The sequence below is a fragment of the Microbacterium sp. Root280D1 genome (assembly GCF_001428975.1).
GTDB lineage: Bacteria > Actinomycetota > Actinomycetes > Actinomycetales > Microbacteriaceae > Microbacterium.
This window is the reverse complement of the sequence record NZ_LMJK01000002.1, coordinates 989,261-1,011,260: the sequence shown is the minus strand read 5'-3', so window position 1 is coordinate 1,011,260 and position 22,000 is coordinate 989,261. Positions and strand designations below refer to the sequence as shown.

The window sequence follows — 22,000 nt, the reverse complement described above, 5'->3', positions numbered from 1 at the left end:
GAGTCGTCAGACGTCGATGACGATGCGCTCTCCGTCGATGCGGCCCAGCGGGTCGCCAGGGGCCGGTGCGGGGGCGGTGCGCTGAGTCTGACGGTCTCGCTCGGCACCGGCTTCGTGCGCCGACGGCATCCACACCGCGTCGAACGATCCGCCCAGGCCGCCGCCCGCGCTCTCGTACTTCTTCTCGAGCGGAGTACGGGAGTAGACCGCCACGATCACCACCACGACCGCGGTCGCGGCGACGAGGAGGATCGCGATCGTCAGCAGGGTCCCGAGAATGTCGGCCATGACTCCAGGCTAGGCGGGACGGCTCCGATCGGCATCCGTCTGCAGGAGGATCCTCAGCGGATGCGTCGGCCCTGGGCGAGATCGATGAGATGCGTCAGCACGGGACCCGACCGCAGGCCGTTGTGCTCGTGTTCGCTCGTCACCCAGAGCTTCACGCCCGGCAGCAGGCGCGCGGTCTCGAGGGAGTACTCCAGCGGCACGTAGACGTCGTTCACGTACACGGCGGCCGCGCCCGTCGCACCCGAGGTGGCGATCGCGACCTCGTCGTAGATGCGCGGCCACTCGAACTCGGCGAGCGCGAGCGTCACATCGCGCCACGGCCGGAAGGCCGGCACGGTCTCGGTCCAGTCGCGGCGGATGTGCTCTCCGGTGAACAGCGTGACGTCGTCCCGGAAGTCCTGGGGCTCCGCCCGCTCGGCGGACCAGCGGGTCGCGTGTCCGCTGGCGTAGCTCGACTCGTGGAAGACGAAGTAGAGCGGGTTGCGCCCGCTGTAGGGCAGCGCGTGCATGAGGTCGTGGCGGAACGCGTTCGATGCGGCATCTCGCTCCAGGAGCGACCACAGGGTCTGCCAGCCCTCGTTCGTGCCGAGCGCCGAACCCACAGAGCGCAGTCGAGACGGCGAGACCACCTCGCCGTCGGGGAGCACGATGTCGCCGGCCGCTGCCCGGTCGACCAGACCCCGCATGACGTCGCGATGCTGCGGGAATCGCCGGTAGTACTGCTCGGAGGCCGCGCGCATCTTGTCATAGCAGAGCGCGTACACCTCGTCAGGATGACGATCGACGGTGCTCAGGCCGCCCGTGATGAAGACGTCCGCCAGCGAGTCCGCATCAGTGGACAGATAGGCCAAGGTCGTGAACCCGCCGAACGACTGGCCGAGCACGCTCCACGTCTCAGCGCTGAGGTGCTCGCGCATCGCCTCGCAGTCCCGGACGATCGAGTCCGCGCGGAGATGGGTCAGGTACTCGGCCACTGCCTCGGAGCCTCGTGCGAGGTCGCCGTCGCCCACGGGCGTGGACAGGCCGGTGCCGCGCTGGTCGAGCATCACGACGCGGTAGTGCGCGAGGGCCTCGTCGAGCCAGGCGGGGGAGGATGAGGCGTGGAAGGGTCGCGGCGCTTCGTGACCGGGGCCGCCCTGCAGGTAGACGAGGAAGGGGAGTCGCTCGCCTCCCTCGCGGGTGACGACGCGGGCGAAGATGTCGATCGTGCGGGTGTCTGCGGCGTCGCCCCAGACGAGCGGCACGGTCAGCGTGTGCTCCTCGATCGTGAGGTCGAAGAGGCGGTGGATGGTGGTGGTCATGTCACATCACATTCCCGATGTAGGAGTACTTGACGAAGACCTCCGAGGCGATGTCGGCCTCGTGGAGCACGCCCTGCACTGCGTTCATCATGTAGTTCGAATCCCACCCCATGTAGAGGTGGTGCGTCTCGTCCAGCTGGTCCCACTGACCCTTCCAGGCCATGGTGTCGTAGATCGGACCGCCGTGAGCGGCGCAGTACGACACGGCGGCCGCGCGGGTGTCGGTCCAGGCGCGGCGGAAGACGCGGTTGAAGAGGTGCTTGACGTCGAAGACCTCCCAGCGCTCTCCGCGGTATTCGACGTACTCGAACTCGCGTTCCCACCCGGCGGGCCACCCACGGCGGCGGACGGCATCGAGGATGGGAGTGAGGCCGTCGTCATCGATCTCCGGCAGTGCGGGGCGGGCCCAGATCCGCAGCAGGTCGGCGGTCAGGCGGATCGTGCGCTGCGAGATGGCCGCGGTGCCCCAGGTGTCGGTGGCCGCGAGCGCCTTCGTCTCGGCGATCGTGCTGCGGGCGTACGCGGAGTCGCGCTTGACGGAATAGGACTCTCCGAAGACCCGCTCCGAAAGACGCTGCTCGAGAAGCGTGAGGTTGCCGAGCGTGGGTGCGAGAGCACGATGCGCGTTGCGTTCGTCGTCCGAGTACTCGATCCACTGGCGCACGCCGTCGCCGGACCAGCTGTCGCTGGGCACCGTGGGCACGATGTGCTCGACATCGAAGTCGATCGGGTCGTCGACTCCCTCGATGCGGCCCAGCACGTATGCCGGGTGCGCGAGCTCGCTGTACTTCACCACCGCACTCACCCGTTCGTCAGACGGGGTGATGCGGGCGAAGGCGCGAGCCAGGGCGTCGCGCCCATGCGCACGTGCGCGGCAGAGACGGGCGACCAGGCGCTCGTTCGGAAGATTGACGAGCGTCCGCCGCAGGTACATCGCCTGGATCCACTCGAGAGTCTCGACGAGCTCATCCCGCTCGATCAGACCTCGGGCGTGCTCGCTGTAGACGCTGAGGACGAGAGGGTAGGACGCCCGGCCGAAGGTGTTGACGTAGCGCAATTGCCGGGCGATCTCCGGGTCCTGCTCGCGCGAAGGATCGAGCAGGATGCCGTAGATCTCGGCGTAGTGGCGCCAGACCTCGGCATCCGCCTGCAGATGGTCCAGGTCGACGCGAGGGAACGACTGCCGGAACGCGCTGTAGACGCCGTGCTCGCCGTTGGCGGCGACCTCCCGTCCCGTCGTCATCACCAGATAGTGCCGCCAGAAGGCTCCGATCGCCTCTCCGGTGTGCCGTTCGATCGGAAGCCAGAACCGCTCCTCGACGTCGAGCTGCTCCGTGTGGGTCAGGCCCATGAGCATGTAGTTGTGGATGAGCTCGTGGTCGCGCAGCGGCTCGCCCGTCGAGTTCAGGCTTGCGAAGATCTGCTGGGCGTTCGCGTCGGCACCGAGCGTGATCGACACGTGCTCGAGCTTCTGCAGGCCCGCCCAGATGAGCGGGGCTTCATCGGCGTGCACCTGGCTGCGGAAGAACGCGTAGTTGTCATCGAACCGCGACTCGCGGTCGGCGTGACCGTCGCGTTCGAGCACCACGGATTCGTAGAGCTCGGCCCACGCGTCGTGCGGACGCAGCTTCGTGCGGGTGGGGTCGTCGGGGCGCACGAGCACGCGGTCGAGATCGGCGGCGAGCCGGGGGTCGGAGTCCTGGACCGCATGCCGAAGGGCCGCGACCAGCAGCATCAGCGTGGTGATGCGCTGCTGCCCGTCGATCAGGACGAGGTCGGTGTCGGCATCGCTGTCGTCGGAAGCCGACAGGATCGACCCGATGAAGTGGCGGTGGGATGAGTCCTCGCGGGCGACCGCACGGACGTCCGAGAGAAGCTGCTCGCACCCGCCGATGTCCCACCGGTACTGGCGCTGGTACACCGGCACGACGATGGTCGTGGAGTCCTCTGCGAGCCACTCGATCGTGTTGACAGCTGTCGCCTCGACGTTGGTCGCAGTGCTCATGCTGGTGTCTCGTCCTCCCGTAACGCCCGGCGCCGAGGAGTCGCCAGGCGCCCGATTCAGTCTATTCGCTTATTCACGGCGGCCCTCGGCGGCGCTCCAGAGGTGCCCTGTTAGGCTTGCCTTATCAGGGCCTGTTAAAACGTGCTGGCCCCCGATGAAGGGACATGACCTAGATCATGGGATACATCAAATCGAAGGCGCTCGAAGACAAGGGCTTCGTCGTGCTCGACAGCTACGACCAGGAGCTCGACCCCAAGGAGTGGCTCGACATCGAGTACAACGACTGGAAGTCGTCGGGCGACACCCGCTTCGCGCCGCTCGCCAGCGCCAAGGGCGAGATCGAGTGCAACGGCTTCTGGAACCACAAGCCGCCGCGCACCGACAAGGACGGCGTCTGGATCGACTCGCAGACGGCGAAGGCTCCGAACCTCACGCGTCGTGCACAGGAGCCCGGCGCGAACGTCGGTCGCTGCCGCGTCATCGAGCTGCAGCCGACCCCGTACGGCGAGTGCCTGTACAACCTCCACCAGGACGACAACAACCGTCTGAACCCCGACGGCACCGGATGGGTCGTGCGCGGATTCTTCAACCTCAGCGACGACAAGGACAGCTTCTTCGTCCTGCGCGAGAACCGCACGGACCCGAGCATCGAGTACCGCATCGCCCTGCCCGCCGGTGCACAGCTCATCGTCGACACGCAGCGTCTGTGGCACGCCGCGACGCACGTGGGCACCGAGCCCCGCTACTGCCTCATCACGTCGTGGACGTCCGGCCCTGAGCTCGACGCCTACATCGAGAAGTACCACGGCACCCAGGACGTGCCGAACGTCGAGGTCCCGCAGGAGGTCCTCGAGGCCGGGTACGCCGAGCAGGCTCGCCGTGACGCCGCCCGTGCCGCGTACTACGCCGCCAAGGGGCAGCAGGTCAAGCAGGCCATGAGCGAGGCCTGAGCCTCATCCGAATCAGGACCGGCGACGGTCCGAAGGCCCCGGTCCTCGTGACCGGGGCCTTCTTCGTGGAATCACATGCTTGTGATTTCGCCTGGTCTGGGCGAGAATAGCCCCATAACCGCATATTCACGCCAGTTCTCGGTGTTTCAGGTCGTTGGGGAAGACGCACCTGATGAAACGGAGAGATCATGGCGACGGCTTACGCACGCGGAGTGGTGTTCATCCACTCTGCACCTCGCGCGCTCTGCCCGCACCTGGAATGGGCGGTAGGACGCGCTATCGGTCGTGCGGTGAACTTCGACTGGAGCGACCAGCCCGTGCTCGACGGCGCACGCCGCGCCGAGTTCTACTGGGATGGTCCGGTCGGCACGGGCGCTGCTCTCGCGACCGCGATCCGCGGCTGGGAGCATCTCCGCTTCGAGGTGACCGAGGATCCGACTCCTCGCAGTGACGGAGGGCGCTGGCTGCACACTCCCGACCTCGGGATCCACTACGCCCAGACGGACGCGGCCGGAAACATCGTCATCGGCGAGGACCGCATCCGCTACGCGATGGAGATCGCGGCCGGGAGCGCGACCGAGCTGCAGCGTGAACTCGACATCGCACTCGGCTCGGCCTGGGACGAGGAGCTGGAGCCGTTCCGCCACGCGAGCGATGACGCGCGTGTCGTGTGGCTGCACAAGGTCGGCTAGGTAGCCGCCCACAGACCTGGAAGGGGAAGGCGCGAGTATCGGATGCCGGTGAGCGATCCCGGACGCTGAGAAGGCGAATTCCCTTTCCATACATGACGAGGACCCCGCCCCTGGACAACAGGGACGGGGTCCTCGTCCGTCAGATGACGGCTGACCGGGCCATGTCGGTGCGGGCGGTGGTTCCGCCGGACATCACGTCGTCCCACGCGAGCCGCAGTCGCTGCATCGCCTCGGCGGTGCGCTCCGGGGGCAGCGTGATCGGGATGCGCAGGCGCCGCTCGAGCACGCCACCCGTGGAGAAGCGAGGTCCGGGCGGGAGGATCAGCCCGTGATCACGTGCGGCCAGCGACAACTCCGTCGAGACGGGCGCGCCGAGATCGAGCCAGGCGGACAGTCCGCCGTTCGTCTGAGGCATCGAGAGGCTCTCGATCGATTCGAGTCCCTCCGCCACGGCATCCCGACCCGCGTGCAGGCGTGACGCGACGTGCGCGGTGAGAGCGGGCATCTCGCGCAGCAGCTCGACGGCGATGCACTGCTCGAGCAGCGCTGTGCCGAGCTCGAACGAGGGGCGGACGGCGAGCAGGCGGGTGATCATCGCGCGGTCGGCACGGATCCAGCCGATGCGCATGCCGCCCCAGGCGATCTTCGACATCGAGCCGACGGTGATGACGCGCGGGCCGAACGCCGCGAGAGGACGTGGAGTCCAGCCTCGATCGATGTCGAGCTCCGCGGTCGTCTCGTCGACGACGAGATGCGTCCCGACGCTCTGCGCCGTCGCCGCTATGCGTGACCGGGCCGTGTCGGGCAGCGTCGCGCCGGTGGGATTGTGGAAGTCGGGGATCAGATACGCCAGGTGGGGGCGACTGCGAAGAAGCGTGTCGGCGATGTGGCGCTCATCCCACCCGGTGACATCCACCGGAGTCGGCACCAGTCGGTAGCCATGGCGGTGGAGCGCCTCGAGAGCGTGCGGGAAGGTCGGCTGCTCGACGAGTGCACGCTCTCCGCGTCGGCCGATCGTCGCGAGCACCAGGTTGAACGCGTGGAGGGCGCCGGACGTGATCATGATCTCGTCGGCATCCGTCGGGAGCCCCCGCTGCGTGAAGCGCTCGGCGACTGCGTCACGCAGTTCAGGGAGGCCCTGCAGCGAGTATCCGCTCGTGCCGCGCAGCGCGGCCAGACGGGGGAGCGATCGTACCGTCGCGTCGTACAGCCCCGGCGTCGAATCCATCGAGGCGATCGACAGATCGATCGCCGAGGCGTCAGCCACAGGACCGACACGTGCTGCGGTGTGCGGAAGTGTGACACGTGTGCTGCCTCCGTGCCGACGCGAGACGTAGCCGTCGACCTCGAGGAGCCCGTACACGCGGGTCGTGGTGGAGCGGGACCGTCGCAGCTCGAGGGCGAGCGCTCGCTCGGACGGCAGACGCTCGCCCACCGTCAGTCGACCGTCGAGGATCAGCGCACGGATCTGTTCGGCCAGGGCCTTCGCTGTACCGCCGGCGACGTTCTGTGCGCCGAGCTGCTGGACGAGTCGTGAGGTCATCTGTCCAGCATGCCGTAAAGTGGCCTGAGGAAAGCAGGCCACTTCTCGTCGAGTGGACGTCTGGCGCGCATCCGCGGCGGGTGCACGATGGAGGGATGCAGCTCCGTTCCGTCTTCCTCCCCATCGCAGCCACCAGTCGTCGTGACGTCGTCGAGCGCATCGTCCAGTTGCTCGTCGGGCTGTTCCTCTACGGTGTGGCACTCGGTCTGATGGTGCGCGGAGGCATCGGTGTCGCGCCCTGGGATGTCCTCGCTCTCGGCATCGCCGGAAACGCAGGCATCGGCTACGGGGTGGTGACGGTGCTCGTCTCCGTGCTGGTGCTGCTCCTGTGGATCCCCCTGCGGCAGCGCGTCGGTCTCGGCACGCTGCTCAATGCACTGCTCGTCGGACCGAGTGCAGATCTCGCACTGTTCGTCCTCCCCGTGCCCCCGTCGTTGTGGGTGGGTGCCCCGATGTTCGTGGCGGGGCTGCTGCTCCTCGCGTTCGCCACCGGGCTCTACATCGCCGCGGACTTCGGTCCCGGCCCGCGTGACGGCCTCATGACGGGTCTCGTCGGGCGAACGGGCTGGCCGGTCTGGCTCGTCCGCACTCTGATCGAGGGCAGCGTGCTGCTGATCGGGTTCCTGCTCGGCGGACCTGTGGGCGTGGGAACCGTGCTCTTCGCGTTCGGAGTGGGGCCGCTGATCGGGTGGTTCCTGCCCTGGACGACGCGGCTGCGGGCGGCTCGCTCACGGCAGCTCGCCCGCGCGTAGTCCCACCGCTGTCGACGACAACGGCCCCCGGGATCACCCGGGGGCCGTTCTCTCTTCCGCCTCGGTCAGTCGGCGCTTGCGAACACGGCGACGGCGTTGTGCCCGCCGAAGCCGAACGAGTTGCTGATCGCGTAGAGCTGACCGTCGCCGAGGGGCTGCGGTTCGCCCGAGAGCTTGAACGGCACAGCCGGGTCGGGCTCGGTCATGTTGATGGTCGGCGGAGCGACGCGGTCCCGCAGGGCGAGCAGCGAGAAGATCGCCTCGAGGGCTCCGGTGCCGCCGAGCAGGTGCCCCGTCGACGCCTTCGTGGCCGACACGGGGATCTCATCGATCCGGTCGCCGAAGACCTTCTTGAGTGCGACGTACTCGTTGGGGTCGCCGACCGGGGTCGACGTCGCGTGGGCGTTGATGTGGGCCACCTGGTCGGCGCTGATGCCGGCCTCGTCGAGAGCCTGGGTGACGGCGCGGGCCGCACCGGTGCCCTCGGGGTCATTGCCCGTGATGTGGTAGGCGTCGGCCGTGACGCCACCGCCGAGCACGTAGCCGTAGATCTTGGCGCCGCGCGCCCGGGCGTGCTCCTCGGTCTCGAGGATAAGCGCCGCAGCGCCCTCTCCCATCACGAAGCCGTCACGGTCGATCGCGCCGGGGCGCGAGGCGGTCGCCGGGTCGTCATTGCGCCGCGACAGGGCCTGAGCCGAGGCGAAGGACGCCATCGTGATCGGGTGGATGGCGGATTCGGTGCCACCCGCGATCACGACGTCGGCGAGACCGTCCTGCAGGTGGTGGAAGGCGTGGATGATCGACTCGGTGCTCGATGCGCAGGCACTCACGACGGTCTGCGCGTAGGCGCGAGCCTGGAACTGCAGCGACAGGTTGCCGGCAGCGGCGTTCGGCATCAGCATCGGAACGGTCAGGGGCATCACCCGGCGCGGTCCCTTCTCGCGCAGGGTGTCCCAGGCGTCGAGGAGGGTCCAGAGGCCGCCGATGCCGGTGGCGAAGTCGACACCGAGGCGCTCGGGTGCGACCTCGGGCGAGCCGGCATCCGCCCAGGCCTCGCGCGCCGCGATGAGCGCGAACTGCGACGACGGGTCGAGACGCTTCGCCTCGTGGCGGGGAAGGACCTCTTCGGGGCGGACGATCGCCTCAGCGGCGAAGGTCACGGGGAGTTCGTACTGCTGCACCCAGTCGTGCTCGAGAGTGCGGGTGCCGGACTGGCCTGCGAGCAGGTTCGTCCAGTTCTCGGGAGCTGTCCCGCCGATGGCGGACGTGGCGCCGATGCCGGTGACGACGATGCGCTTGGTCATGTGTGGTTCCTTGTCAGGCGGGTCGAGCAGAGGGCGGGCAAGGCGGAGGATGCCACGCCCCGCAGACGCGGGGGTGGCATCCTGCGTGGATTACTCCTGGCCTGCGACGATGAAGTTGACGGCGTCGCCGACGGTCTTGAGGTTCTTGACCTCGTCGTCGGGGATGGTGACGCCGAACTTCTCCTCGGCGTTGACGACGATCGTCATCATCGAGATCGAGTCGATGTCGAGGTCGTCGGTGAACGACTTCTCGAGGGCGACCTCGGAGGCGTTGATGCCGGTCTCGTCGGTGATCAGCTCTGCGAGGCCAGCGAGGACCTCATCGTTGGTGAAAGCCATGTGGTCTTCCTCTTTCTTACGGGTTGTATTCGGAACCGTGGAACAGTCTAGGGAAAGTCGGCGCGTTGTCAGGGAAGGACGACGACCTGAGCGGCGAACACGAGACCCGCGCCGAAGCCGATCTGCAGTGCGAGGCCGCCCGAGAGCTCGGGGTGCTCGGCCATCAGACGGTGACTCGCGAGCGGGATGGAGGCCGCCGACGTGTTGCCGGTGGTCTCGATGTCGCGGGCGATCACGGTGCTCTCCGGAAGCTTGAGCTGCTTCGCGAACTCGTCGATGATGCGCATGTTCGCCTGGTGCGGGATGAACGCGGCGATGTCCGTCGGCTCGACGCCGGCCCGGTCGAGCGCCTCGCGCGCGACCTTCGCCATCTCCCAGACCGCCCAGCGGAAGACCGTCTGGCCCTCCTGACGAAGGGTGGGCCACGGCACCTCGCCGTCGCGGAACTCGGTGAGCGTCGCATTCATGCCGACAGCGTCGGCCTTCGACCCGTCCGATCCCCACACTGCGGGCGCGATGCCCGGCGTGTCGCTCGGGCCGATGAGCGCGGCTCCGGCACCGTCGCCCAGCAGGAACGAGATGCTGCGGTCGGTCGGATCGACGACGTCGGACAGCTTCTCGGTTCCGATCACGAGCGCGTAGCGGGCGGCGCCGGACCTGATCAGCGCGTCCGCCTGGGTGATCGCATAGGCATAGCCGGCACAGGCGGCGTTCACGTCGTAGGCCGCGGCGGGGTTGGCACCGACCCGGTCGGCGACGATCGCGGACACCGACGGCGACTGCTTGGGGTTGCTGATGGTGGCGACGATCACGAGGTCGACCTGGTCAGCGGGGATGCCCGACTTCTCGATGGCCTCAGCGCCGGCGATCGCGGCGAGATCGATCGCGTCCGTGTCCTTGTCCGCGCGGACACGTGTGACGATGCCGGTGCGCTGGCGGATCCACTCGTCGCTCGAGTCGATCGGTCCGATGAGGTCCTCGTTCGGCACGGCGTTCTCGCCCCGGGCAGCACCGAAGGAGTAGATGCGGGTGTAGGCGGGACCGGTGATCTGGTTCAGGGTGGGGCTCATGCGGCTTCTCCGTTCAGCAGCGCGACGGCCGCATCGAGATCATCGGGGGTCTTCACGGCGACGGTCGGCACGCCGCGCAGGCCGCGCTTGGCGAGACCGGTCAGCGCGCCCGCCGGGGCGAGCTCGATCAGGCCGGTGATCCCCTGGTCGGCGAACGAGGCCATGCACAGGTCCCAGCGCACCGGCGAGGAGACCTGGTCGACGAGATAGGTCAACGCCTGCGAACCGTCACGGACGACCGAGCCGTCGCGGTTGGTCCACAGTGTGATGTCGGGATCTGCGGGAGTCACGGTCGACACGGCGTCACGCAGCGCGGCGACGGCCGACCCCATGAACGAGGTGTGGAACGCGCCCGCCACCTGCAGAGGGATGACGCGGGTGCCCTTGACGGGCTCGGTGGCGAGAGCATCGAGCCCGGCGAGCTCACCGGCCACGACGAGCTGGCCGCCGCCGTTGTAGTTGGCGGGGGAGAGACCGAGCTCGCTCAGACGGGTGAGGATGGCCTCCTCGTCTCCGCCGAGCACGGCGCTCATGCCGGTCGGAGTCTGGGCGGCGGCATCGGCCATCGCGCGGCCGCGGATGCCGACGAGGCGCATGCCGGTCTCGGCATCGATCACTCCGCTGCCGACGAGTGCGGCGATCTCGCCGACGGAGTGTCCGGCGACGCCGTCTGCTCGGCGTCCCGCGCGAGCGGTGAGTGCGGCGGCGGCGATGAGGGACGCGGCGACGATCAACGGCTGGGCGATGCGCGTGTCGCGGATCGTGTCAGCATCCGACACCGTTCCGTGCTGCCGGAGGTCGACCTCGGAGGCCTCGGAGTACGAGGCGAGAGTCTCCGTCACGCCGTCCAGCTCGAGCCAGGGGGAGAGGAAACCGGGGGTCTGCGAGCCCTGTCCAGGGCATACGACGACAATCACCACCCCAGTCTGCCAACGATCTGCCAGAAGTGGTGGATGATCCATCACAAGATTCCGAAGAACCCTTGTGTGTGGCGTACAGCTGAAGGGCGTCTGGTGCGGCGATCAGCGTGAGGGACGCCGCAGCGGAGGGCGACGTCGCACCTGCTCGGCGGCGCCGATCGAACCGAGGATGAGGGCCGTCTGCAGGATCAGAGCCTCGCGTGGGCCCGTGGCGTCCCAACCGATGACCTCGCTGACGCGCTTCAGGCGATAGCGCACGGTGTTCGGGTGCACGAACAGCTCGCGGGCGGTCGCCTCGAGGGAGCGACCGTTGTCGAGGTAGCTCCACAGCGTCGTCACGAGGTCGGTCGAATGGGCCTGCAGCGGTCGGTAGATGCGCTCGATCAGCGTCTGCTTGGCGAGCGGATCACCGGCGAGGGCGCGCTCGGGAAGCAGGTCGTCGGCGTCGACGGGCCGCGGAGCGCTCCGCCACGCCCGCGCCACGGCGAATCCGGCGAGGGCGGCTCGGGCGCTCTGGCTCGCGTCGACGAGCGCGGCGACCGCGGGGCCGAGCACGACGTAGCCCGGACCGAAGGAGGGCTCGAGGCGCGTCGCGATCTCTTCGAAGCCGAGTTCCTCCTCTTCGCCCTCCGCGAGCTCCTGGCCGGCGACGCGTGCCCGCCCGATGACGAGAACGAGGCGCGAGCCCTGCACGCCGATCAGCACATCGACCGCGAGCTTGCGTGCCGTGCGACGCACCAGATCGACATCGAACTGCGGGGGAGTCGTGCCCACCAGCACCGCGACCTCGCCGTGTCCGTGCCAGCCCAGCGCGGCGATGCGACTCGGCAGCTCTTCGTCGGCTTCGCCGGTCAGGATCGAGTCGACGACGAGCGCCTCGAGCCTGGCATCCCAGAGGCCGCGGGCCTCAGCAGCGCGGGCGTAGACGTCGGCCGCGGCGAAGGCCACGTCGCGAGAGTAGAGGAGGATCGCCTCGCGGAGATCTGCACCCCGACCGGCGACCCTCTCTTCCGTCACCTCGACGGTGACGCGGATCAACTGGAGGGTCTGCTGCAGGCTGACGCTGCGGAGCAGCTCGCGCGGTGCCGCCGCGAAGATGTCGGCGGCGATCCACGGCGTCGACGTCGGGTCCTCGTACCACTGGATGAACGAGGTGATGCCCGCCTGGGCCACCAGCCCGACCGCAGAGCGGCGGGCTGGTGGCATGTCGGCGTACCACGGGAGGGTGTCCTCGAGGCGCTTGATCGTCACCGAGGCGATGTCACCGGAGATCCGGCGCAGCCAGGTGAGCGTGGCGGACTTGTCCATGCCGCGCGAAGAGGAGCCCGTCACCGATGACTCAGCTTTCGCCGCCCGCGTTGCCGCTGGTGCCGGCGTTCACGTCGAGCAGGCTGTACTTCTGGATGGCCTGCGCGGCGAGAGAGCGATCGACGACCCCGTCTTCGGCGAGCGACTGCAGCGTGCGGACGACGATCGACGGACCGTCGATCTTGAAGAAGCGACGAGCGGCCGCACGCGTGTCGGAGAAGCCGAATCCGTCGGCACCGAGCGTCGCGAAACGCTGGGGGACCCAGGGACGGATCTGGTCCTGCACGGCGTGCATGTAGTCGCTCACCGCGACGACGGGACCCTCGGCACCCTGCAGCTTCTGCGTGAGGTACGCGGTGCGGGGCTCTTCTTCGGGGTGCAGGAAGTTGTGCTCGTCGGCGGCGAGGCCGTCGCGGCGCAGCTCGGTCCACGAGGTGACCGACCAGACATCGGCGATCACGCCCCAGTCGTTCTTCAGCAGCTCCTGTGCTTCGAGAGCCCAGGGGAGTCCGACGCCCGAGGCGAAGAGCTGGGCACGCGGGCCCTCGCCCTCGCCGACGGAGATGCGGTGGATGCCGCGCACGATGCCGTCGACGTCCACGTTCTCCGGCTCGGCCGGCATCACCATCGGCTCGTTGTAGAGCGTGATGTAGTACATGACGTTCGGGTCTTCGTGGTTGCCGCCGTACATGCGCTCGAGACCGGAGCGCATGATGTGCGCGATCTCATAGCCGTAGGCCGGGTCGTACGAGACCGTCGCCGGGTTGGTGGCGGCGAGCAGGTGCGAGTGGCCGTCGGCGTGCTGCAGGCCTTCACCCGTGAGGGTGGTGCGGCCGGCCGTCGCCCCCATGATGAAGCCGCGCGCCATCTGATCACCGGCGGCCCACTGGGCGTCACCGGTGCGCTGGAAGCCGAACATCGAGTAGAAGAGGTAGATCGGGATCAGCGGCTCGCCGTGCGTGGCGTACGACGTGCCGGCCGCGGTGAACGCTGCGAGGGCGCCCGCCTCGTTGATGCCGACGTGCACGATCTGTCCCTGAGGGCTCTCCTTGTAGGCGAGGAGGAGCTCGCGGTCGACCGAGGTGTAGTGCTGGCCGTTCGGGTTGTAGATCTTCGCCGAGGGGAAGTACGCGTCCATGCCGAACGTGCGGGCCTCGTCCGGGATGATCGGGACGATGCGGTGCCCGAAGTCCTTCGAGCGCAGCAGGTCCTTCAGCAGACGGACGAACGCCATGGTCGTGGCGATCTCCTGCGTGCCGGAGCCCTTCTTCGGAAGCGCATAGGCCGTGTCGTCGGGAAGCGAGAGTCCCACGTGAGTGGAACGGCGCTCGGGCAGGTAGCCGCCGAGAGCCTGGCGACGCTCGAGCATGTACTGGATCGTCTCGTCCTGCGGGCCCGGGTTGTAGTACGGGGGCAGGTAGGGGTTCTCCTCGAGCTGCGCATCCGTGATCGGGATGTGCATCGCGTCGCGGAACGTCTTGAGGTTGTCCAGCGTCATCTTCTTCATCTGGTGGGTCGCGTTGCGGCCCTCGAAGTGCGGACCGAGGCCGTAGCCCTTGACGGTCTTCGCGAGGATGACGGTGGGCTTGCCCTTGTGCTCGGTCGCGGCCTTGAACGCGGCGTAGACCTTGCGGTAGTCGTGGCCACCGCGCTTCAGGTTCCAGATGTCGTCGTCGGAGTAGTCCTTGACGAGGGCCGCAGCACGCTCGTCGCGGCCGAAGAAGTGCTCGCGGACGTACGCACCGGACTCGGCCTTGTAGGTCTGGTAGTCGCCGTCGGGGGTGACGTTCATCAGGTTGAGCAGCGCACCCTCGGTGTCGCGGGCGAGCAGGTCGTCCCATTCGCGACCCCAGACGACCTTGATGACGTTCCAGCCCGCGCCGCGGAAGAACGACTCGAGCTCCTGGACGATCTTCCCGTTGCCGCGCACCGGACCGTCGAGACGCTGGAGGTTGCAGTTGACGATGAACGTCAGGTTGTCGAGCCCCTCGTTGGCTGCGACCTGCAGCTGTCCGCGGCTCTCGACCTCGTCCATCTCACCGTCGCCGAGGAAGGCCCAGACGTGGGACTGCGAGGTGTCCTTGATGCCGCGGTTCTCGAGGTACTTGTTCGACATCGCCTGGTAGATGGCGTTGATCGGACCGAGTCCCATGGAGACGGTGGGGAACTGCCAGTACTCCGGCATCAGACGCGGGTGCGGGTACGACGGGATGCCGTGCGGTGCGTGCGACTTCTCCTGGCGGAAGCCGTCGAGCTGGTCTTCGCTCAGGCGGCCCTCGAGGTACGAGCGCGCGTAGGTGCCGGGGGAGGCGTGGCCCTGGATGAAGATCTGGTCGGCGCCACCGGGGTGGTCTGCGCCCTTGAAGAAGTGGTTGAAGCCGACCTCGTACAGAGCGGCCGACGATGCGTACGTCGAGATGTGGCCGCCGACGCCGATGCCGGGGCGCTGCGCGCGGTGCACGGTGATCGCGGCGTTCCAGCGGATCCACGCACGGTAGCGGCGCTCGATCTCTTCGTCACCCGGGAACTCGGGCTCGTTCTCCGGCGCGATCGTGTTGATGTAGTCGGTGGTCGGGACCATCGGCACGCCCAGGTGCAGCTCCTTCGAGCGCTTGAGCAGGCTGAGCATGATCTCGCGGCCACGACCGTGGCCCTTCGCGTCGACGAGCTCGTCGAGAGACTGCTGCCACTCGCCCGTCTCTTCCGGATCGCTGTCGAGGGGGCCCTGGGAATACGGATCCTGGTCGTGCACAGTCACGGGGAGCCTTTCGTCAAGCTGGCAGGTCATGCCAATGAAACGGGAAGCGACGCGGGCAGCCTTGTCGGCTGTGCACAACGCGTGCCGCCCTCAGCCTATCCCTCTTCCACGACATCAGCGCGCATCGGGTCATCTGTAGACTGGGACGCACCAGGGCCTTTAGCTCAGCTGGTAGAGCGCCACGTTTACACCGTGGATGTCGTCGGTTCGATCCCGGCAGGGCCCACCGCATCGATCATCTGCTGAAGGCGGACGCTCCTCCACCCCGTGTCTCCGACGGGGCGCAGAACTCTACTCCGCAGGGTCGAGAATGGCCAGGGTCGGCTGATTTCTTCCTGCGGCGTCGCGCCGCTCGTAGAGTTCTCCGTGGACTCTGAGCGGCTTGCGGACGTCGAGGCGATGCCGGGAAGGAGGCCACGTGGACATCTGTCGAGAGTGTCGGTTCATCGTGGTCAATCCGGTGGGCCGACTCACCGTCTCGCGTGTGGGACTGCTCTCCGACGCCCGGTTCCCCGGCCGGAGCATCCTGAGCCTCCGCGATCACTACGACGACATCGCCGACGCGCCGGCGGAGATCGCCGAGCTCTTCCTGGTCGACATCCAGTTCGCCTCTCGCATCATCCGCCGAGCGACCGGAGCCGATCGGGTCGATGTCGTGCTCTCCGGAGCTGCAGGGCCGCATGTGCATGCGCACCTGGTCCCGCGCCGCCGAGACCGCGACCCTCGTCCTGACCACGGCCCCGACGAGGACCCGAGGGCGTGCCGGCCGCTCGAGCCGCTTCCTGAAGCGATGGCCGTCGGACTGCTCGCCGCGGCCTTCGACGTGGCCGGGGCCGGTCTCGCCGGGACATAGCGATGGCGCACCCGGACTCTCGGTCCGGATGCGCCATCGTGTGCCGCGTGGGCGGCTACTGCTGGATGAAGGCGAGGATGTCGGGGTTGATCACATCGGCGTGCGTCGTCAGCATGCCGTGGGGGAACCCGGGGTAGATCTTCAGGGTCGAGTCGCTCAGGAGCTCCGCCTGCTTCAGAGCGGCATCCTTGTACGGCACGACCTGGTCGTCGTCGCCCTGGATCACGAGGACCGGAACGGTGATCGCCGTGAGGTCTTCGGTCTGGTCCGTCTCGGAGAAGGCCCTGATCCCCTCGTAGTGAGCGAGGGCGCTGCCCGTCATGCCCTGTCGCCACCAGTTGTCGACCACGGGCTGCGACAGCGTGACACCATCACGGTTGAAGCCGTAGAAGGGCCCGGAGGCGACAGCCTGGAAGAACTCGGCGCGATTCGCGGCGAGTGCCTCGCGGAAGCCGTCGAAGACCGAGATCGGGGTGCCCTCGGGGTTGCTGTCGGTCTGCACCATCAGCGGCGGCACCGACGAGACGAGCACCGCCTTGGCGACGCGGCCCTGCGGCTGTCCGTACTGCGCGACGTAGCGCGCGACCTGGCCGCCGCCCGTCGAGTGCCCGATGTGGATGGCGTTGCGGAGGTCGAGGTGCTCGACGACGGCCGAGGCATCGCTGGCGTAGTGGTCCATGTCATGGCCGGTGCCGATCTGCGACGACCTTCCGTGGCCCCGGCGGTCGCTCGCGATGACGCGGTAGCCCTTGTCGAGGAAGAACAGCATCTGCGCATCCCAGTCGTCGGACGAGAGCGGCCAGCCGTGGTGGAACATGATGGGCTGCGCGTCGGGGCTGCCCCAGTCCTTGTAGTAGATCTCTGCGCCATCATCCGTGGTCACGAACGCCATGATCAGCCTCCAGGTTTCCGCCGTCCCGAGAGAGATCAGGACGACTGTCGAACGCCCCACGTCAGCTTCGTGGGAGCGCGACCACGCTAACCCGTCCGTCCTCACGGCGCGCTCGACATCTGTCCAGAATCCGTCCCCGCCGTTTTCGACATCTGTCCGGTGCGGCGTCGAGGCCGCATCGATAGCGTCTCGACCATGTCGAACTCCCGGATCTCGCACGGGGCGGGATTCTGGGTGGTCGCCTCCGCCTTCCTGCTCGTGATGGCGTACGCGACCGTGCCGACCCCTCTGTACCCGCTGTACCAGGAGGTCGACGGGTTCCCGGTCTCGGTGATCACCCTGATCTTCGCGGCCTTCGCCGTCGGCGTCGTGCTCAGCCTCTTCCTGCTCGGGCATGTCAGCGACTGGATGGGGCGACGGCGGATGCTGGTGATCGCGATCCTCATCGCGGCTCTCAGCGCCGTCTTGTTCCTCGCATGGCACGAGGTGCCGGGACTGCTCGCCGCGAGGCTGGTGAACGGCGCGAGCGTCGGCATCCTCACCGCCACCGCCACCGCGCATCTGGGTGAGCTGCGGGCCCAGGCGCGCCCCAGTGAGAACGCGATCATGGCCGCATCCGTGGCGGGTGCCGCCAATCTCGGCGGACTGGCGCTCGGACCGCTGATCGGCGGTCTGTTCGCCGAGTTCCTGCCCGCGCCGCTGGTGCTGCCGCACGCGGTCTTCCTCGTCGTGCTCATCGCGGCCGCGATCGCGGTGTCCGGTGTCCCGGAGACGGTGACGCCACCCGGCGAGCCGAGACGGTACAGGCCCCAACGCATCGCCGCACCGCCGCGATCGAGGGCGGCATTCATCGCCGCGGGCTTCGGAGCATTCGCCGGATTCGCCCTGTTCGGCCTGTTCACCTCTCTCGCGCCCACCATCCTCATCAGCACGTTCGGCGAGCATGACCACCTTCTCGCCGGGATCACCGCGTGCTCGGTGTTCGCTGCCGCGGCAACCGGCCAGGTGGCTCTCGCTCGGGTGCCGCTGCGCATCCAGCTGTCGGTCGCGGCTGTCTGCTGCGCATGCGGGCTCGTCGCCGTCGCCGCAGGAACGCTGGTGCCGTCGCTCGCGGTGTTCCTCATCGGAGGCGTCGTCGCAGGCGTCGGCGTCGGGCTGCTGTTCAAGTCGTCGGTCGCGACGGCCGCGGGCCTCGCCGAGCCGGGACGACGGGGGGAGACGCTCGCGCTGGTCTTCCTCATCGCCTACTGCGGCCTCGCACTTCCGGTGCTCGCGATCGGAGTGATCCTCACGTTCGCATCGCAGACCACGGTGCTCCTCGTCTTCATCTCGATCGTGTCGGTCGCGACCGTCTCGGCGGCGGTCGTCATGCGTCGCGCGCTCGTCGGCCAGGAGCCCGGCGCGAGGGCCGGACGTGCAGTGTCCGGTCCCGACGAAACCGCCCCGTAACCGGCGCGCCATCATCCCGCCGACGAGACCTGCCAAGCTGAGATCAGCGAAAGGCGGACGTCGTGACACAACCCTCACCCTTCGGGCTGATGCTGCGCTCGTTGCGCGTGGGCCAGAACCTGACTCTCGAAGCGCTCGCGTCTCGATCCGGGGTGAGCGTGCGCACGATCGGCGACCTCGAACGCGGAGCGAGCGCCTCGCCGCAACGGCGCACCGTCGATGCGCTCGCCGACGGACTCGGACTCGATGTGGCCGATCAGCATGCGTTCCTCCGCGCTGCGCGTGCCCGGCCCCGTGCCGCCGTCGCGACAGAGCCCGCGGGGGCCATAGCCCCGCACCGGGTGTTCGACTTCTCGGGCCGGCAGGCCGAGATCGATGAAGCACTTCGCATCCTGCACGGCCCTCCGCCCGCAGATCGGCAGCGACCGGCGCTGGTCATCAGCGGCGCGCCGGGAATCGGCAAGACGACCGGCGCCGTCGAGATCCTGTCGCGTGGAGGAGAGGCCGACCGCCGTCCGCTGGTCTTCGTGGGGCTGGACGGCTTCAGCTCGTCTCCGCTGACACCGCTCCAGGTGGTCACCGCCATGCTGCGGCAGCTCCCCGGAGCGGAGCAGAAGCCGCCTGCTGATCTGGCGACGGCGCGGACGCAATGGCAGGCAGCGGTCGCGGAGGCTCCCGTCCAGGTGCTGCTCGACAACGTCGCGAACGAGGCGCAGATCCGTCCGATCCTGTCGATCTGCGCGGGAGATGTCGTGGTCGTGACGTCGCGCCGCAGTCTCGCAGGCCTCGAAGGGGTGCGGCGCCTGCGGCTCGGGCCCCTGCAGCGGGACGAGAGCATCGCGTTCCTCGGTCGTCTCATCCCGCATGACGATGCCTCCGATCTGGACGCGCTGAGTGAGATCGCGGCCCTGTGCGACGACGTGCCCCTCGCGCTTCGAGTGGTCGGCAACCGCATCGCCAGTCGCCCCTCATGGACGGCCGCCGATCTCCTGAGCCGCCTGCGCATGTCGGAGGACAGGCTGCGCATGCTCGTCGCCGGTGACCTGGCCGTGGAAGCGGCCATCTCTCTCTCCTACGAGGAGCTGGACCCGCGCACTGCCGCGCTGTTCCGGTGGATCTCGCTCATCGACGGTCGCACCTTCGGGGCCCATCTCGCCGCGGCTGCCGTGCGATCGTCAGATGTGTCCGAGGTGGAGCGACGGCTGGACGACCTCACGGACCTGGGAATGCTCGAGGCGCGTGGTGGCGACCGCTACCGTCTGCACGACCTGATGCGTCTCTTCGGGCTGGGCAAGCTGCGCGATGCTGTCGGATCCGATGAGATCGCACGGCGCCACGCCCATATCCGCGCGTGGCTGCTGGGGAGTCTGGAGCGCGCCGGCGCGTGGTACGAACCGGGAAGGGATGCGAGCGCAGTCTCACGCAACGGCCGCAGCTTCATCGATGCCGAGGCCGCCGCGGTGTGGATCCGCGAGGAGGTCGAGCACTGGTGGCCGGCGTACGCGGAGGCAGCGGAGCTCGGCGAGGACGCGATGGTCTGCGACGTCGCGGATGCGCTGCACTGGTACTCCGACATCTGGATCACGTGGGGACACTGGCATCGATTCTTCTCTCTCGCGGCTGCGGCGGCGAAGAGGCTGGGCGACCCGAGAGCAGAAGCCGCGCAGCTGGGGTACGTCGCGTGGGCGGAGATCGTCGAGGTCGGTGACCGGGCGCACGCGGTGCTCACCGGGCATGCCGCGCTGGAGGCGGCCACCCGCGCGGGTGATGCCGCGCAGCAGGGCTGGGCGCACTACTACATCGGGTGGGCGAGCTGGACGCTGGATCGTCTCGTCGAGGCCGACGCGGCGGCCGCGGCCGCCATGGTCGCCTTTCGCGCGGCTCAGGAGACGACAGGGGCGGAGAACGCGCAGGTGCTCTCGTCGATGGTCAAGGCCCGACGCGGCAAGTACCTCGAGTCGATCCCCGAGACGGAGGCGACGCTCGCGCGCGTCCGGTCCGCCGAGACCACGGACAGTCTGACCAGCATCGTCACGCAGTTCGCGGCGTGCCTCGACCTCGTCGACGCCTATGTCGCCGTCGGACGACACGAGGACGCGGTCCGAGTCGGCGCGCTGGGCATCGAGATCGCACGATCGCTCAAGGACGACACCCGTGTGCTGCTGATGATGCGCCGACACATCCGTGCGCTGATCCACGCGGGCGACGGCGAGGCTGCGATCGCCGAGGCGGATGAGGCTCTGGCCATGCTGGGGCCGGGGAGCAGCGAGGCGTTCATCTTCGACAGAGTGCGCCGGGAGGTGTCGCTCATCGGCACGTCTCGCGCACCCGGTTCAGAGGGCGATGCAGCGTGATCGTCCGGCGGGGTCCCGCGGTCACAGGCGGCCGGTCGACTCCCAGAGCCTGATGAGCTTCAACGCAAGATGGAGAGTGCTGCGCGCGACGCCGTCGTCGAGCGCCTCTCTGACCACCTCGGGCAGACGCTCGAGCCGGTAGTAGAGCGTCGTCCGATGGACGAACAGGATGCGGCATGCCGCGACGACGTTCGCACCCACGTCGAGATACGTCTCGACGGTCACCCGCTGGCTGTCGTCTCGTTGGGAGTAGAGCGCATGCGCGGCGGGCGAGATGATCCGGAGTGCTGCCGGATCGGCTGACGCCGAGGCGAGCAGCCGCCATCCGCCGAGAGCGCTCGAGTCGACCGAGGGGTGGAACTGCGGGAGGGCGGCCGCGAGAGAGGCGGCGATGACGGCCTCATCGGCGGCGCTGCGCAGGTCCGACGCGCCCTGCGCAGGGGACGCGGTGCCGATTCCGAGAATGCGGATGCCGCGTCTCGCCGCCTCGTCGAGGAGGAGGTCGGTGAGGCCGTTGTCGGACGGCTGTCCCACGAGCAGGACGACACCGCGCTCCAGCCCGATGAAATGAGCCGGCACGGGCCGGAGGTGCGTCAGGTGGCGTCCGAAGGCGATGCGGTCGACATCGCTCACCGTCGCATCGATGAGGACGGCTCGAGCGACCGTGCCGGGGCCCGGCCGGAGCCACCGCTGCTGGACGGCGTGCGCGAAGGCGCCGCGACGCACGGACTCGTCGGCGTGCAGCAGATCGACCAGGATCGACTCTCGATCGACACGCGACGAGCCAGGGGCCCTGCGCAGGGCGATACGGGTGAGGGCGACGGCCGCATCGATCGCCTCGAACTCGCTCGCCGTGAGCTGCGGCCCATCTCCGAGGTCGATCTCGATGACGGCGACCGGGACACCGTCGTCATGCACCGGAACGGAGAGGAGCGAGGCGGATGCCTGAGGTGATGCGGACAGCCCGCCGTCGGACGCCGCCGGACCGAACTCGTGCACGACCACTCGGCGGTGCAGGGATGCTGCGAGTTGGAGGGCGATCTCCGACAGCGCCGTCGAGGCTGCGGGGGTCGTCGTATCGCTGATCGTCATGGGTCGCTCCTGTGCGGGGGATGGGCTCACCGTGTCGCTCTGCGTCGATGGATGCGGACGTCACATCCACCGAACTCGAGTACGCCCCATAGAAGCGTCTTCCGAGCAGCCGCACCAGGCGGAAAGCAGG

The 22,000-nt window shown here is 68.5% G+C and carries 18 protein-coding genes and 1 tRNA gene; 7 read left to right on the top strand and 12 right to left on the bottom strand.

The features are described 5' to 3' along the window. Positions 1-6: 6 nt before the first annotated feature. From ASE34_RS11095 to ASE34_RS11085, 3 genes are read right to left on the bottom strand one after another with little or no spacing between them, the layout of a single operon-like run. Complete coding sequence (locus tag ASE34_RS11095) at positions 7-288, bottom strand: hypothetical protein (RefSeq protein WP_056278870.1); 282 nt, start codon at positions 286-288, stop codon at positions 7-9. A 53-nt stretch (positions 289-341) separates the two neighbouring features. Then, on the bottom strand, positions 342-1,589 hold the full coding sequence (locus ASE34_RS11090) for an alpha/beta fold hydrolase (protein WP_056278869.1): 1,248 nt from the start codon (positions 1,587-1,589) through the stop codon (positions 342-344). Between the two features lies 1 nt (position 1,590). Continuing rightward, complete coding sequence (locus ASE34_RS11085; protein WP_056278868.1) at positions 1,591-3,594, bottom strand: DUF262 domain-containing protein; 2,004 nt, start codon at positions 3,592-3,594, stop codon at positions 1,591-1,593. Between the two features lie 176 nt (positions 3,595-3,770). Here ASE34_RS11085 and ASE34_RS11080 point away from each other — a divergent pair, with 176 nt between their 5' ends. Together ASE34_RS11080 and ASE34_RS11075 are read left to right on the top strand one after the other, a co-directional pair. After that, positions 3,771-4,544: a hypothetical protein gene (locus ASE34_RS11080; protein WP_053096395.1), complete on the top strand. Its 774-nt coding sequence runs from the start codon at positions 3,771-3,773 to the stop codon at positions 4,542-4,544. 188 nt (positions 4,545-4,732) lie between these two features. After that, a complete protein-coding gene (locus ASE34_RS11075) occupies positions 4,733-5,236 on the top strand; it encodes a DUF3145 domain-containing protein (protein WP_053096393.1) in 504 nt (167 codons plus the stop codon). A 139-nt stretch (positions 5,237-5,375) separates the two neighbouring features. Here the strand turns inward: ASE34_RS11075 and ASE34_RS11070 are convergent, their stop codons facing one another. Continuing rightward, entirely contained in the window at positions 5,376-6,779 is a 1,404-nt protein-coding gene (locus ASE34_RS11070) for a PLP-dependent aminotransferase family protein (RefSeq protein ID WP_056278867.1), read from the bottom strand. 95 nt (positions 6,780-6,874) lie between these two features. Here ASE34_RS11070 and ASE34_RS11065 point away from each other — a divergent pair, with 95 nt between their 5' ends. Further along, positions 6,875-7,531, top strand: coding sequence for a YczE/YyaS/YitT family protein (locus tag ASE34_RS11065; RefSeq protein WP_056278866.1), 657 nt, complete (start codon positions 6,875-6,877; stop codon positions 7,529-7,531). Between the two features lie 65 nt (positions 7,532-7,596). Here ASE34_RS11065 and ASE34_RS11060 read toward each other — a convergent pair whose 3' ends face one another. The 6 genes from ASE34_RS11060 to aceE form a co-directional block, all read right to left on the bottom strand. Continuing rightward, complete coding sequence (locus ASE34_RS11060) at positions 7,597-8,835, bottom strand: beta-ketoacyl-[acyl-carrier-protein] synthase family protein (RefSeq protein WP_056278865.1); 1,239 nt, start codon at positions 8,833-8,835, stop codon at positions 7,597-7,599. Between the two features lie 90 nt (positions 8,836-8,925). Continuing rightward, entirely contained in the window at positions 8,926-9,174 is a 249-nt protein-coding gene (locus ASE34_RS11055) for an acyl carrier protein (protein ID WP_017202249.1), read from the bottom strand. Positions 9,175-9,242: 68 nt separating this feature from the next. Further along, complete coding sequence (locus ASE34_RS11050; protein WP_053096388.1) at positions 9,243-10,244, bottom strand: beta-ketoacyl-ACP synthase III; 1,002 nt, start codon at positions 10,242-10,244, stop codon at positions 9,243-9,245. Then, positions 10,241-11,161, bottom strand: a complete 921-nt coding sequence (locus ASE34_RS11045; RefSeq protein ID WP_056279107.1) for an ACP S-malonyltransferase — start codon at positions 11,159-11,161, stop codon at positions 10,241-10,243. The genes ASE34_RS11050 and ASE34_RS11045 overlap by 4 nt, the downstream gene beginning before the upstream one ends. Before the next feature lie 105 nt (positions 11,162-11,266). After that, positions 11,267-12,472, bottom strand: a complete 1,206-nt coding sequence (locus tag ASE34_RS11040; protein WP_056278864.1) for a PucR family transcriptional regulator — start codon at positions 12,470-12,472, stop codon at positions 11,267-11,269. A 31-nt stretch (positions 12,473-12,503) separates the two neighbouring features. Then, positions 12,504-15,230, bottom strand: coding sequence for a pyruvate dehydrogenase (acetyl-transferring), homodimeric type (gene aceE / locus ASE34_RS11035; RefSeq protein ID WP_053096386.1), 2,727 nt, complete (start codon positions 15,228-15,230; stop codon positions 12,504-12,506). A gap of 153 nt (positions 15,231-15,383) precedes the next feature. On the opposite strand from aceE, the gene ASE34_RS11030 reads away from it, so the two are divergent. Both ASE34_RS11030 and ASE34_RS11025 read left to right on the top strand, forming a co-directional pair. Continuing rightward, positions 15,384-15,456, top strand: a tRNA-Val gene (locus tag ASE34_RS11030). Between the two features lie 192 nt (positions 15,457-15,648). Next, positions 15,649-16,083 (top strand): hypothetical protein, encoded by a 435-nt coding sequence (locus ASE34_RS11025; RefSeq protein WP_056278863.1) that lies wholly within the window; start codon positions 15,649-15,651, stop codon positions 16,081-16,083. A 55-nt stretch (positions 16,084-16,138) separates the two neighbouring features. On the opposite strand, the gene ASE34_RS11020 is transcribed toward ASE34_RS11025, so the two are convergent. Continuing rightward, positions 16,139-16,975, bottom strand: a complete 837-nt coding sequence (locus ASE34_RS11020) for an alpha/beta fold hydrolase (RefSeq protein ID WP_056278862.1) — start codon at positions 16,973-16,975, stop codon at positions 16,139-16,141. 195 nt (positions 16,976-17,170) lie between these two features. On the opposite strand from ASE34_RS11020, the gene ASE34_RS11015 reads away from it, so the two are divergent. After that, positions 17,171-18,424 (top strand): MFS transporter, encoded by a 1,254-nt coding sequence (locus tag ASE34_RS11015; RefSeq protein WP_082586601.1) that lies wholly within the window; start codon positions 17,171-17,173, stop codon positions 18,422-18,424. Between the two features lie 62 nt (positions 18,425-18,486). Further along, positions 18,487-20,778, top strand: coding sequence for a helix-turn-helix domain-containing protein (locus tag ASE34_RS11010; protein ID WP_157538205.1), 2,292 nt, complete (start codon positions 18,487-18,489; stop codon positions 20,776-20,778). 21 nt (positions 20,779-20,799) lie between these two features. Here the strand turns inward: ASE34_RS11010 and ASE34_RS11005 are convergent, their stop codons facing one another. Beyond that, a complete protein-coding gene (locus ASE34_RS11005; RefSeq protein ID WP_056278860.1) occupies positions 20,800-21,870 on the bottom strand; it encodes a PucR family transcriptional regulator in 1,071 nt (356 codons plus the stop codon). Positions 21,871-22,000 lie beyond the last annotated feature (130 nt).